The sequence below is a fragment of the Mesorhizobium sp. B2-4-2 genome (assembly GCF_006442845.1).
Classification (GTDB): domain Bacteria; phylum Pseudomonadota; class Alphaproteobacteria; order Rhizobiales; family Rhizobiaceae; genus Mesorhizobium.
Genome location: NZ_VFVM01000006.1, coordinates 43,665 through 56,625, shown reverse-complemented (window position 1 = coordinate 56,625; position 12,961 = coordinate 43,665). Strand labels below are relative to the sequence as shown.

The 12,961-nt window shown below is 64.5% G+C and carries 9 protein-coding genes; 5 read left to right on the top strand and 4 right to left on the bottom strand.

Translation table 11 applies throughout. The features are described from left to right. Positions 1–116: 116 nt before the first annotated feature. Both FJ942_RS15285 and FJ942_RS15280 read left to right on the top strand, forming a co-directional pair. Positions 117–1,124, top strand: coding sequence for a fatty acid desaturase (locus FJ942_RS15285; protein WP_140648802.1), 1,008 nt, complete (start codon positions 117–119; stop codon positions 1,122–1,124). Positions 1,125–1,215: 91 nt separating this feature from the next. Then, positions 1,216–2,046 carry a PhnD/SsuA/transferrin family substrate-binding protein gene (locus FJ942_RS15280; protein ID WP_140648804.1) on the top strand — a complete coding sequence of 277 codons (831 nt, stop codon included), beginning with the start codon at positions 1,216–1,218 and terminating at the stop codon, positions 2,044–2,046. On the opposite strand, the gene FJ942_RS15275 is transcribed toward FJ942_RS15280, so the two are convergent. From FJ942_RS15275 to FJ942_RS15260, 4 genes are all read right to left on the bottom strand, one after another. After that, the gene (locus FJ942_RS15275) at positions 2,011–3,366 is read right to left on the bottom strand and encodes a Xaa-Pro peptidase family protein (RefSeq protein WP_140648806.1); all 1,356 of its coding nucleotides are present in this window, start codon (positions 3,364–3,366) and stop codon (positions 2,011–2,013) included. The two genes, FJ942_RS15280 and FJ942_RS15275, sit on opposite strands and share 36 nt — an antisense overlap. A gap of 9 nt (positions 3,367–3,375) precedes the next feature. Continuing rightward, a complete protein-coding gene (locus FJ942_RS15270) occupies positions 3,376–5,958 on the bottom strand; it encodes an FAD-dependent oxidoreductase (protein ID WP_140728947.1) in 2,583 nt (860 codons plus the stop codon). After that, positions 5,955–6,440, bottom strand: coding sequence for a DUF559 domain-containing protein (locus tag FJ942_RS15265; protein WP_140817456.1), 486 nt, complete (start codon positions 6,438–6,440; stop codon positions 5,955–5,957). The genes FJ942_RS15270 and FJ942_RS15265 overlap by 4 nt, the downstream gene beginning before the upstream one ends. Positions 6,441–6,604: 164 nt before the next feature. Then, entirely contained in the window at positions 6,605–8,182 is a 1,578-nt protein-coding gene (locus FJ942_RS15260) for a trimethylamine methyltransferase family protein (protein WP_140521093.1), read from the bottom strand. A 216-nt stretch (positions 8,183–8,398) separates the two neighbouring features. Here FJ942_RS15260 and FJ942_RS15255 point away from each other — a divergent pair, with 216 nt between their 5' ends. The 3 genes from FJ942_RS15255 (at position 8,399) to FJ942_RS15245 (ending at position 12,884) form a co-directional block, all read left to right on the top strand. Further along, the gene (locus tag FJ942_RS15255; protein ID WP_140656561.1) at positions 8,399–10,288 is read left to right on the top strand and encodes a phospholipase D-like domain-containing protein; all 1,890 of its coding nucleotides are present in this window, start codon (positions 8,399–8,401) and stop codon (positions 10,286–10,288) included. 165 nt (positions 10,289–10,453) lie between these two features. Next, positions 10,454–11,629, top strand: coding sequence for an MFS transporter (locus tag FJ942_RS15250; protein ID WP_140656558.1), 1,176 nt, complete (start codon positions 10,454–10,456; stop codon positions 11,627–11,629). Positions 11,630–11,723: 94 nt separating this feature from the next. Beyond that, the gene (locus FJ942_RS15245) at positions 11,724–12,884 is read left to right on the top strand and encodes an MFS transporter (protein ID WP_140555058.1); all 1,161 of its coding nucleotides are present in this window, start codon (positions 11,724–11,726) and stop codon (positions 12,882–12,884) included. The last annotated feature ends 77 nt before the right edge of the window (positions 12,885–12,961 follow it).

The window sequence follows — 12,961 nt, the reverse complement described above, 5'->3', positions numbered from 1 at the left end:
AATGCGCAATCGCAACAGTTTGTACACTTTGTCTCGTTGAGTGGAATCGTTTCTCCTGACACTATGCTGTCAGGAGCCACTGGGGTTCCGGCGACTGAGGGGCAGTGGTCGATAGCATGACTGGCAAGAGCATCAGGCGACGCAATACACCGGCCATCGAGTGGCCAACCGTAGCCCTCGCTTTCTTCTGTTACGGAGCATGGCTCGCCACCGGCCTTCTGCTCTGGCCGTCCTATCCGATCTTCGCGCTCACTCTCCTCGGTTTCATCCTGGCACTTCAGTCGTCGATCATGCACGAAGTGCTGCACGGCCATCCGACGCGCAATGCCCTGATCAACGAGGCTTTCGTCTTCCTGCCGATCGGTCTGGTCTGGCCGTTCCGCCGCTTCAAGACGCTTCATCTGCGCCATCATGCCGACGAGCGCCTGACCGATCCGCTCGACGATCCGGAAAGCTACTACCAGGCGCTTTGGCAGCATGACGACCTGCCGCGAGCAATGAAATTCCTGCTCAGGATCAACAACACCATGGCCGGCCGGTTCTTTCTCGGTCCCTGGCTGTCCTGCATCGGCTTCTTCATCGACGACGCCAAACATATGATGGCCGGCGACAAGGCCATCCGCAAAGCCTGGCTGCTGCATGCGATCGGCCTCGCCGTCGTGGCGCCGATCGTGCAGTTCGGCTTTGGCATTCCGCTTTGGCTCTATATTCTCCCGGTGTGGCTCGGCCAGTCGCTGATCGCGATCCGCACCTTTGCCGAGCATCAATGGTCCGAGCATCCCGAAGGCCGCACGGTGATCATCGAGCGCTCGCCGCTGTCGTTCCTGTTCCTCAACAACAATTTGCACTTCGTCCACCACAAGACCCCGACGGTGGCCTGGTACCGGCTGCCTCAGCTGTTTCGCGAGCGTCGCGAGGAATGGCTGCGGATGAACAATGGCTATGCCTATCCCAGCTATTTCGCGCTGATCAGGTCCTATGCTTTCAAGGCCAAGGAGCCGATCGTGCATCCGGTGTTGCGGCGCCAGCCGGAGCCGGGCAGGGCGTTCAAGCCGCGCGTCAGGGCGCGGAGCATCAGCGGGCTCGGCACCGCGCCAGTCCCGGCCGAGCCGCCCAAGGAATGAAGCCCGCGACACGACGGACGGTGTCGGCTAACTCAAATCCGACGCCGCGTTTTTGTGAACCTCTCTCCAGATTTAATGGTCAGATCCCGGCATGAGCGAATTCGTTGCAGCGCTGCCGATGTATGACTGGCCGGAAGTGCGCCGCGAGGTCGACGACCAATGGGCACTGCTGCGCGATGCCTTCCGTCAAGGGGGGATAATCGATGCGCCGGAGACCGTCATTCGCCGCAACGGCGATCTGCCGCCGGTGCCGGGCGGCATTCATAGTGGCACCGGCGTTCTGATCGCGCCCGACCCCGCGACATTGCCGCCGGACGCGCTCGATTTTCACCAGCTCTGGCTGCATCCCGCACTGCTGTTCGCGCAGACTTGCTGGGGGCCGATGGAGCTTGGCCTAGCCGGCCATGTGCAGGTTGTCGGCCAGCCGAGCTATGACGTCTACGAAGGCGGCCAGGGCGAGCTTTATTCGAGCGCGCTGGTGATGCGGGCGGACGGCAAGGCGTCGGTGCCTGCGCCTGGCAATGGCAGGCCCGTCATCCCGCTCGATCTGATCCGGGGCAAGCGCTTCACCTTCAACAGCCTCGATTCCATGTCCGGTATCATCGCGCCGACGCGCGACCTGGAGGCGTTGGGCGAAAGCCTTGATGTGTTTTCCTCGCGCAGCGAAAGCGGCGGACATCGCGCTTCGATCGTCGCCGTGGCCGAGGGCAGGGCCGATGTCGCGGCGATCGACTGCGAGAGCTGGGCGCTGGCGCAGCGCTTCGAGCGGGCCGCCCGGCAAGTGAAGGTCGTCGGCTGGACGGGCCTGCGCAAGGGCCTGCCCTTCATCACCGCGAAAACGACGCCGGAAAAAACGGTTGCCGCGATGCGCGAGGCCCTTGCCGGCTTAGTCGAGCAGCCTCGCATCCAGCGGATAGGTTGAAAGCTTTTCGTTGCCGGTGCCAGTGACCAGGATCTGTTCTTCGATCTTGACACCCTCGCGCCCGCCGAGCCTGCCGATATAGCTCTCCACGCACAGCACCATGCCTGGCTCGATCACGCCGTCGGGCGTGTCCGATGTCCAGTCGTCGGCATGCGGCAAGGTGGGGTATTCGTCGGCCAGCCCGACGCCATGGTAGAGCACACCATAGCGGGTCGGGAAACAGTCGCCGGGCGGCACCGCCGAGCGGTCGACAAGGTCGCGGAAGGCGGTGCCCGGCTGTATCAATTCGGTGTTGTGCGCGATCTGGTCGGCGGCGATGCGGAAAAGATCGCGCTGTTCGTCGGTTGGCTTCACATCCCCGCACAGCCAAGTGCGCGACAGGTCGGCGCAGAAGCCGTAGGGGCCGATCAGGTCGGTGTCGAAGGCGACGAGATCGCCCGCCTCGATGAGGCGCGAGGAGCATTCCTGGAACCAGGGGTTGGTGCGCGGGCCGGATGCCAACAGCCGCGTCTCGATCCATTCGCCGCCGCGGGCAATGTTGCCGCGGTGCAGTTCGGCCCATAATTCATTCTCAGAGATGCCGGGCTTCAGCGCCTGTTCCATCTCGCCCATTGCCGCCTCGCAGGCGACGATGGCGCGGCGCATGGCAAGGATCTCGTCCGGCGATTTCATCAGCCGGGCATTCTCCATCACCGCTTCGCCATTGCCGATGGAAATGCCGCGGCGCGCAAGTTCCTCGACGCCTTCCGGATTGATGTGGTCGACCGCGATGCGGCTGTTGCAGCCGCCATGTTCCCGCACCAGATCGGCGATCCCGGCCGCCCAGCGGCGGACTTTCTGCTCGGTGAGCTCGCCGCTGTAGAGATACATCCACGAGACGGCGGGGCGAACCTCGTCGACGACGCCGGAATGGTCCGACAGATGTTCGCAGGAGAAATAGTCGAACAGCACCACCGGCCCTTCGGTGGCGACGAAACAATGCCGTGTCGGGTTGTGCGCCACCCAAAGCTGCATGTTCGTGGAATCGGCCGCATAGCGGATGTTGACGGGATCGTAGAGCAGCGCGCCGGCGTAGCCCCGGCGCCTCAGCTCCGTGCGGATGCGCTCCAGCCGATATTTGCGCATTTCGGCCAGGTCGGGGGCGGCAATGCCTGCCGCCGCCCATTCCGCTTCGGCTGTCGCGCCGTAGCCCAGCACATGCTGGTTGAGATCAGCCGCCTTCCGGCGGGAGGCCTCGCGCAGCGCCTCGATCGAGCCCGGCACAAACGGCATGATCTTGCGGTGGCGGCCGAAGCTCCCCTTTGGCGCCGCGCTGTCCATGGCGAAACCTCAGCTCCGCATCTTCTCGCCGCTCGGGTCGAACGGCGCCTCGACATTGATGCGGGCCGGACGGCGATGGCCGAGAATCTCGATCTCGAACAGGCCGGCGCTTTCATCCTGGGCCAGCGCCGCCGGCACGTAGCCCTGCGCCATCGACTTCTGGACGTAGTGGGCATAGCCGCCGGAGGTGACCCAACCGACCACGCGCCAGTCGCCGTCAACGATGCCGCGTACGGCGGATGCGCCTTGTGCCGCCTTGGAGCCCCGCACTTCCTTGCCGGCCGCATCGAAGCGCGGCGCGCCAAAGCCATGCGGCTTTTCCACCGTACCGTAGTCCTTGCCGACCTTGGCCCAGATCGGCTCGTCACCCATCACGTCGGCGTCGGCCGCCTCGACGATAAAGGACACGCGGCGCAGCTTCGGTCCTTCGGCCCGTTCCCTGGCGGCCGCGTCGCGGCCGATAAAGTCGTTCTTCTCCAGCTTGATGAAGCGGTCCATCGAGCCTTCGAACGGTCCGTAGATCGGGCGCAATTCGCGGAACCAGGTCGGGAAGTTCTTTTCCAGGCGCATGGAGAGCAGGGCGCGCATGCCGAAATCGACCAGGCCGAATTCTTCGCCTGCGTCCCTGATCGCCTTGTAAACCAAGCGCTGATAGGCCGGCGCCATCCAGATCTCGTAGCCGAGGTCGCCGGTATAGGTGATGCGGTTGACCATGCAGGGCGCGCCGCCGACCGCCATTTCGCGGAAATCCATGAAGCGGAAGGCCTTGGTCGAGATGTCGACATCGACCAGCTTCTGCAGGAGATCCCGCGACTTCGGTCCGGCAATCGACAGGCCGACAAGCGTCTGGTCGAAGCGGTGGATGCGCACCTCTGACGCGCTTGGACCATCCTTCGGCAGGTGCTTTTCGAACCAGCGCATGTGATATTTCTGCGCGGCCGACGAGCCCCAGATCATGAAGCGGTCTTCCGCGGCCTTGGCGATTGTGAAGTCGCCGATCAGCTTGCCGAATTCGTTGATCATCGGGGTCAGCACGATGCGGCCGGCCTTCGGCATGCGGTTGGTCATCAGCCGGTTGAGGAAATCCTCCGCCCCCGGTCCGGAGACTTCGTATTTGGCGAAGTTGGCGATTTCGGTGACGCCGACGCGCTCGCGCGTGGCGCGCACTTCCTCGCCGATCGGCCCAAAATCGTTGGAGCGGTGGAAGGACACGATATCCTTCGGCTCCTTGCCCTTCGGCGCGAACCACAGCGGCGTTTCAAGGCCCCAGGAGTCGCCCATGACGGCGTTGTTGGCGAGCATGGTGTCATAAAGCGGCGTCGTCTGCGCCGGGCGCGCTGCCGGCAGTTCCTCGTTGGGGAAGCGGATCGAGAACCGGCGCGAATAGTTCTCGCGCACCTTGGCGTTGGTGTAGCGCAGGCTGGCCCATTCGCCGAAGCGGGCGACGTCCATGCCCCAGACGTCGAAGCCGGGATCGCCATGCACCATCCAGTTGGACAGCGCCAGGCCGACACCGCCGCCCTGGCTGAAGCCGGCCATGACGGCGCAGGCGCACCAGAAGTTGGTCAGGCCCTGCACCGGGCCGACCAGCGGATTGCCATCCAATGCGAAAGTGAAGGGACCGTTGATGATCTGCTTGATGCCGGCCTTCTCGATGCCGGGGAAATGCTTGAAGCCGACCTCCAGCGACGGCGCGATGCGGTCGAGGTCGGGTTGCAACAGCTCGTGGCCGAAATCCCAGGGCGTGTTGACCGGCGACCATGGCTTGCACGCCTTTTCGTAAGTGCCGAGCAGGATGCCGTTGCGCTCCTGGCGGGTGTAGATCTCGCCCTTGAAATCCATCACGCCGATCATCTCGCGGCCGGTCGATTTGTTGAATTCCTCGACCTCCGGCATGGGCTCGGTCAAGAGATACATATGCTCCATGGCGAGCACCGGCAGCTCGAGGCCGACCATGCGGCCGATCTCGCGCGCCCACAGGCCGCCGCAGTTGACGACATGCTCGGCGTGAACCGTGCCTTGTTCGGTGATGACGTTCCAGGTGCCGTCGACCTGCTGCGTCAGTTCGACGACGCGGTTGCGCAGCACGATCTCGGCGCCGAGTTTCTTCGCCGCTTTCGAGTACGCAATCGTGGTGCCGGACGGATCCAGATGGCCTTCGACCGGATCCCACATGGCGCCGACGAAATTCGTCTCGTCCATCAGCGGGAACATCGCCTTGGCCTCGGATGGCGTGATCAGCTCGGTATCCATGCCGAGGTAGCGACCCTTGGCGTGGGCAAGCCGCAGGAAGTCCATGCGCTCGGGCGAATCGGCCATCATCACGCCGCCGGTCAGGTGCAGCGAACAGGACTGGCCGGAAAGCTCCTCGATCTCCTTATAGAGCTGCACGGTGTAGGCCTGCAGCTTGGCGACGTTGGGATCGCCGTTGAGCGTATGGAAGCCGCCCGCCGCGTGCCAGGACGAGCCGGAGGTGAGCTCCGAGCGCTCGATCAGCATGATGTCTGTCCAGCCGGCCTTTGCCAGGTGATAGAGCACCGAGCAGCCGACGACGCCGCCGCCGATGACAACCGCTTTTACATGGGATTTCATGAAGATAGGTCCGTTTTTGAAGAGATTGAATCGGGTGAGTGCGGTGTGAAAACAAAGCGGAGGTCGGATGCAGCGATGTTTTCGGTCAGCCTGCCGTCGAGCGCGGCAAGGACGGTTTCACAAACGGGAGTACAATGTTTCAGGACGTCATAGCTCCAGAGGCGCAGGATCGAATAGCCTTGGGCGCGCATGAAATCGTCGCGGCGGCGGTCATAGGGACTGTCGGCGTGCTGTGAGTCGTCGAGCTCGACGACCAGCCATTTTTCGCGGCAACAGAAGTCGGCGTAGTATGGTCCGATAGAGAACTGGCGTGTGAACTTGTAGCGACCAAGTCTGCGGGCTTTTGGTTCGAGCCAAAGCAGTGCTTCGGCTTGATTGTTGCCTTGCCTCAGCTTTCGCGCGCGTTGAGTGGTGCCCATCTTGCGGCGACTGCGGGTTTCACGAGCGGCTTCCCCCACTCCGTCTCGGCTTCGCCGAGCCACCTCTCCCCCCTCCGGAGGGAGAGGAAGGGAGCCAGCCTGGCCAAGCCCGCGCCCTTCCTCTTCCCCGTCGATCGGGGGAGAGGTGTCGAGCGCAGCTCGACGGAGTGGGGGTCGACCGTTCATCGAATCCATACGCGTGATCAGTTCATCGACAACGCAGACGATCAAAAATCGGTCGGGGCGCCGCCTTCGGCGCGGCGCTTCTGGACGAAGGCGTTGAGTTCTTCGCGGATCGCCGGGTCCATGTAGGGCTCGTCATAGGAGGCCAGCCGCTCCTTCCACACCTTGTTGGCCTTTTCGAGCGCCGTCGGCGAGCCGGCTTCGGCCCAGGTCTCGAAATTGCGCCAGTCGGACAGGATCGGCGAGTAGAAGGCCGTCTTGTAGCGATCCTGCGTGTGCTGTGTGCCGAAGAAGTGGCCGCCGGGGCCGACCGACTGGATGGCGTCGAAGCCAAGCGCCTGTTCGGACAGGTCGAGCGGGGTCAAGAATTCCGCCACCATCTGCAACAGGTCGATGTCGAGGATGGTCTTCTCGTAGGAGCAGCGCAGGCCGCCTTCGAGCCAGCCGGCGGCGTGCATCATCAGATTGCCGCCGCCCTGGATGGCGCCCCACAGCGAGAACACGCTTTCATAGGCGGCCTGTGCGTCGACCGTGTTGGCCGCGCAGGTGTTGGAGGTGCGGTAGGGGATGTTATAGCGGCGGGCGAGCTGGCCGCCGACGAGCTGCGCCTTCATGTATTCGGGCGTGCCGAAGGCGGGCGCACCGGACTTCATGTCGACGTTGGAGGTGAAGCCGCCATAACCGACCGGCGCGCCCTTCCTGACCATCTGGGCAAACGCGATGCCGGACAACGCCTCGGCGTTCTGCTGCACCAGCGCGCCGGCAATGGTCACCGGCGCCATGGCGCCCGACAGGGTGAACGGCGTGACGATGACGACCTGGCCCTTGCTCGACATCTGGATGATGCCTTCCATCATCGGCACGTCGAGTTTCAGCGGCGAATTGGTGTTGATGATGGTGAAGACGGACGGTTCTTCGAGCAACTGCTCGTGGCTGATGCCGCGCGCGATACGGGTGATCTCGATGCCGTCGACATTTCGTTCCTTGCCGAGCGAATAGATGTGGAACACCTTGTCGGTCAGCGTGGCGAGGTCGCGGATGCATTCGAGGTGCCGGACGGAGGGGTGGATGTCGATCGGCTCGACCGGATAGCCGCCCGTGCAGTTCAGTATGTTGTGCATCTGCGCCAGGCGCAGGAAATTGCGATAGTCCTGCTGGTTGCCGGGCCGGCGGCCACGATCGATGTCCGAGCAATTGGGCGCCGAGGCCATCATCGAGATGATCAGGTTGTCGCCGCCGAAGCGCACATTGTGCGCGGGGTTGCGGGCATGGATAGTGAATTCAGGTGGGCAGTGCGACACCAGATCGAGGATCATGTCGCTGTCGAAGCGCACGCGCTCGCTGCCTTCGCGCACGTCGGCGCCGTGTTCCTTCATGATGCGGCGGGCTTCGTCATGCAGGACGTCGACACCGATCTCCTTCAGCACCCGCAGCGAGGCCAGGTGGATCGATTCCAGCTCGTCGTCGGAAACCAGCTTGGTCGGCTGGAGCGGGATTTTCAGCTGGCGGAACGGCGGCTGCTCGAACGCGGCCGAGCCGCCTGCGCGTTTTCCGGCGCGGCCGCCGCGGCGGGCACGATCGGTTGCCAATGCCGGTTCGGCGGGTTGAAGGGCGGCGGTCATGAGGGGCCTCGTACGATGCGAAAGTGGGCGGCATAATGGACCGGCGGCTGTCCGGCCATTGCGGAGGCGGCGACCACTAGAGCGAGGGAAGCGACATGCCGGAACGGCAGCTGCGTGGTCCCGAGGCGGGCCCGCGGATAAGGGGGCGCCATTCGTTGCAGTATCGTCTTTTGCTTCTGATAAACTTGTGCGTCGAATATCTCCGGAGGGAGAGCCATGCCTGACGTCGTCAAAGTGCGTGCCGCCACCAACAACGAAGTCGCGTTCCTCTCCTGGGACCTCGACGGGATGATCCCGGGCTGCCTGGGCTTCGAGATCGTCCGCCTCTATCCCGACACCGGCGAGGAGCGTTGCCTGGCGTCCTGGGTGCCCTTCAAGGGACAGCGCAACAAGGATTGGATCCCCCAGGATACCGGCGTCTGGCCGGTGCAGAAGACATTCTGGCGCGATCTCACTGTCCGGCGGCGCCGCGACAGCCTCGATGTCAGGCCAGATGGCGAAATGATCGCCTACCGGGTGCGTCCAGTCGGCGACATGAAGGCGGGGCTCGATCCCGTGCCGGTGCGCCCCGAAAAGGCCTATACCGGCCCAGCGCGGCCGCTGGGCTATCTCGGCCGGGGCGCGGTCAGTCCGCCGATCTTCCTCGGCCAGATGTTCGGCAAGGCGCGCGTCGCCTTCACCAATGGCGTGCTGTCGACGCAATGGATGTCGCGCGCGCTGGCCGAGGCCGGCATCAAGGTCGGGCAGCGCGACAAGATCAGGGCTGTGCTGCAGGACCCGACCAGCAAGATACGCGCCTACCTGCATGGCGACGTGCCTGATGTGCTGACCAGCCTGCTGAAGCGGGCCAAGGCCGAGGGCGGCACGGTCAGGCTTGCGCTCTACGAGCTTGGCGACGACGAACTGTGCGACGCAATCATTGCCGCCAAGGATGTCGTGGAGGTCATTCTTTCCAACTCGGGCAGGGATGACCAGACGAAGGCCTGGGACGCTGGCAACGCGCCTTACAGGAAGCGGCTGCACGACGCAGGCGTCGCGGTGACGGATCGCCTGTTCAACAACAACCATATCGGCCACAACAAGTTCGCCGTCTATCGCGATGCCCAGGGCAAGCCGCAATCGGTGATGACGGGCAGCACCAACTGGACCTCGACGGGCATTTGCGGGCAATCCAACAACGCCTTCATCCGCGACGACCCGGCGATGGCCGAGATATTCGACGCCTACTGGCAGCGCATGAAGGCCGACCTGTTCCCGCCGCCGGCCACGGAAAGCGCCGCCGGCCATGTCGCGCAGACGCAAGGCGTGCCGTTTCGCAGGGAGAACCACAGGCCAAACCCGCTCAGCGGCGCCACGGCGGCGCTGGACGGCATGACGGTGTGGTTCTCGCCCAATGATCCCGAGCGCAACAAGAAGGACATCTCGGTGCGGCCGGTCGATCTCGAGGACCTCTTCGCCCGCATCAAGGCAGCCAAGCGCGCCGTGCTGTTCCTGGTGTTCAATCCTTCGCGGCTCGGCGACAATTCGATCGTCGACCAGGCGGTGGCGGCGGCAAGGGCCGATCCGAAGCTGATCGTGCAAGGGGCAATCAGCGATGAGACCGCCATGCCCAACTATGTCGCGCCGACCAAGGATCCGGTCACCCATAAATCAAACAGGGACGGCAAGTCGCCCTTCGTCTATCCGGAGAAGGTCTGGGAGGCGCCGAACGTTTCCATCGTGCGGGCGGCGAACCTGACCGGCGCCACGATCGCCCGCGATTTCCAGGCGGAGGTGCTGACCGTCGGCCATGCCATCGTGCACGACAAGATCGTCATCATCGATCCGATGGAGGACAACGCAACGGTCGTCACCGGCAGCCACAATCTCGGTTATAAGGCTTCCTACGAGAATGACGAGAACATGGTGATCGTCGAAGGCGACAAGACCTTCGCCGCGGCCTATGTCGTGCATATGCTGGACGTGTTCGACCACTACAAGTTCCGCGCCTGGCGCAGGACCATCGGCAAAGGCCCTTCGGATGACGATGGGCTCTCCATCGACGACAAGTGGCTGAAGCCTTACGCGCAAGGCAGGAAAGGCGCGATCGCACGGTATTTTCCATAGTGCTGCCGGCAGGTGCTGACGGCTTTTGACGCGAGCCTTCCGGTGCACGGCGCCGGCCGTTGGCGCAGGCGGATTTCGCTGTCCGGCCCTTCCTTTCCCGGGATCGAACCGGTAGCTGATGGCTTGCCGATCCGCAGGTCGGCGATTCACTCAGGGAACGGCAGCATGGTCGCGACCGGCTCGAGCCAAGGCGAAGCGGCAACGCAGTGGGCAGCGCTCGCCGGCGTCACCGCAGCGCTGGCGATGTTCGGCGCCGCGCAAGGGCTGAGCTCGCCGCTGTTCACGCTGCTGATGCAGAAGCAAGGCATGTCGCCGGGCCTGATCGGCCTGTCGGCGGCGATGATGCCGGTTGGCTTGATCCTGTCTGCCTCGTTCGTGCCCGCCGCCGTGCGGCTGGTCGGCGCCCGCACGCTCGCCGTCGGCTGCTCGCTGATCGGTGCGCTGTGCTTCCTGGGCATCGGCTATCTGCAGGACTGGGTGGCGTGGTTCCTCCTCCGTTTCCTCATCGGCGTGGTCATCAACCCGCTCTATATCCTCGGCGAGGTGTGGGCGCTGTCGCTGGCGCCGCCGGCGCGGCGCGGCCGGGTGATGGGCGTGTTCAACACGCTGATGGGGGCCGGCTACGCGGCCGGGCCTTTCACCTTGACCCTGGTCGGCACGTCGGGCTGGGCTCCCTTCAGCGTCGGCATTGGCGGTTTCGTGCTCTGCGCCGTTATTCTGCGCCTTGTCTCCTCAAAGCTCACCGGTTTCGAGGATGACGGCCAGCCAGCCGGCAGCTTTATCGGTTTTGCCCGGCTGGCGCCGGCGCTGCTGCTGGCGGTGCTGGTCTCGGCAGCGGTCCAGCAAAGCACCTATGCGCTGGTTCCGGTCTTCGGCGCCGGCTATGGCTTGCCGGAAGCCGTGCTCGCCGCTCTGGTGATGGCGTTATCCTTGGGCAATATCCTGCTGCAGATCCCGCTCGGCCTGCTCGCCGAACGCTTCGGCGGCCGCCCCATGATCCTGGCCTGTGCGGTGGCGACCACCGTTTGCGCGCTTCTGCTGCCGCTGCTGATCACGACGCCGCTGATCTGGGCGGTGCTGCTGGTGATGGGAGCGGTCGGCTATGGCGTCTACACGATGGCGTTGGTGGAACTCGGCAGCCGCTTCAAGGGCTCGCTGCTGGTCACCGGCAACGCCGCTTTCGCCTTGTTGTGGGGCGTTGGCGGCATTGTCGGTCCGCCCAGCGCCGGTCTGCTGATGCAGGCGATCGGGCCTTTGGGATTGCCGGCGGTGATCGTCGGCCTGGACGCGCTGCTGGTCGCCTTCGTGCTCTACAGATCGGCCAGCCGCAGAGGCTCCTGACAGGGTTTGGCCGGAACAAGCGTGGGTTCGGGCTTTGGGGCTTACGGCTGTCGGGTCGAAACGCTAAGCCTGCAGCCGAGAGGCGATGTGGATCATGGACCGGGTGGAACCGAAGCGCGACGATACGATGCAGTGGGCAGCGATCACCGGTGTGATCGCAACCGTGTCGGTGTTCGCCATCGCGCAGGGACTGTCCTATCCGCTCTTGAGCTTCATCCTGCAGCGGCAGGGCGTTTCGCCTGTCATGATCGGCCTGTCGGCGGCGATGACGCCGATTGGCTTCATCGTCTCGTCGCCGCTCATCCCGTCACTGGCGCGGCGGTTCGGGGCAGGGCGCACGGCGCTGACCTGCGCGGCGCTTTCGGCGGTCGTGCTGGCGCTGATCGGCTGGACACAGAACGTCTATCTCTGGTTTCCGCTGCGGTTCCTGATCGGCGCGGTGACCAATCCGCTCTATGTCTTAAGCGAAATCTGGGTGATCGCGCTGGCGCCGCCGGCCCGGCGCGGCCGCATCATGGGCGTCTATTCCACGATCATCTCGGCCGGCTTCGCCGCCGGGCCGCTTTGCCTGCTGGCCGTCGGTACGGAGGGCTGGCCGCCATTCCTGGTCGGCATTTCCGCTTTCATCTTCTGCGGCGGGTGCCTCGCCCTGGTGGTCGGGCGCCTGCCTAAGGTCGACGAAGCCGGGCATCGGCTTTCGGTGATGGGCTTCATGCCGCTCGCCTGGCTGCTTTTGTCGGCAGTAATCGTGGCTGCCGGCTTCGAGCAGGCGGTGCTGGCGCTGCTGCCCGTCTACGGCACGCATTATGGCATCGCCGAGAACCGCATGTCGGCGCTGTTGTCGACGATGATCGCCGGCAACATCGCCATGCAGGTGCCGCTCGGCCTGCTGGCCGAGCGGCTGACGGCGCGCCTGGTGCGGTTCATCTGCCTGGTGCTGACGCTGCTCGGCTGTCTGCTGCTGCCGCTGTTGATCGAAACGCCGCTGGTTTGGCCGATGATCTTCGTCTGGGGCGCGGTGTCCTACGGCATTTATACGATGGCGATCATCGAACTCGGCGAGCGTTTCAGCGGCTCGGCGCTAATTGCCGGCAATGCCGCTTTCTCCCTGATGTGGGGCGTCGGCGGCATCCTCGTCCCGCCGCTTGCGGGCGGCGTGATGGACGGGATCGGCGCGAGCGGCCTGCCGGTGACGCTCGGCGCGATCTGCCTGGCGCTGGCGGCTGCGACCGTCATCCGGCGGCGGATCGTGTGACGGCCTGAAGCGATCTGCCGCGATGACGCGGCTTCAACACCTTGAATCCGGCGCCCTTTGACGCGATGTAGGCAGGG

Coding starts and splice junctions, on each gene's coding strand:
- FJ942_RS15285 (WP_140648802.1), top strand. CDS start 117: ATGACTGGCAAGAGCATCAGGCGACGCAATACACCGGCCATCGAGTGG.
- FJ942_RS15280 (WP_140648804.1), top strand. CDS start 1,216: ATGAGCGAATTCGTTGCAGCGCTGCCGATGTATGACTGGCCGGAAGTG.
- FJ942_RS15275 (WP_140648806.1), bottom strand. CDS start 3,366: ATGGACAGCGCGGCGCCAAAGGGGAGCTTCGGCCGCCACCGCAAGATC.
- FJ942_RS15270 (WP_140728947.1), bottom strand. CDS start 5,958: ATGAAATCCCATGTAAAAGCGGTTGTCATCGGCGGCGGCGTCGTCGGC.
- FJ942_RS15260 (WP_140521093.1), bottom strand. CDS start 8,182: ATGACCGCCGCCCTTCAACCCGCCGAACCGGCATTGGCAACCGATCGT.
- FJ942_RS15255 (WP_140656561.1), top strand. CDS start 8,399: ATGCCTGACGTCGTCAAAGTGCGTGCCGCCACCAACAACGAAGTCGCG.
- FJ942_RS15250 (WP_140656558.1), top strand. CDS start 10,454: ATGGTCGCGACCGGCTCGAGCCAAGGCGAAGCGGCAACGCAGTGGGCA.
- FJ942_RS15245 (WP_140555058.1), top strand. CDS start 11,724: ATGGACCGGGTGGAACCGAAGCGCGACGATACGATGCAGTGGGCAGCG.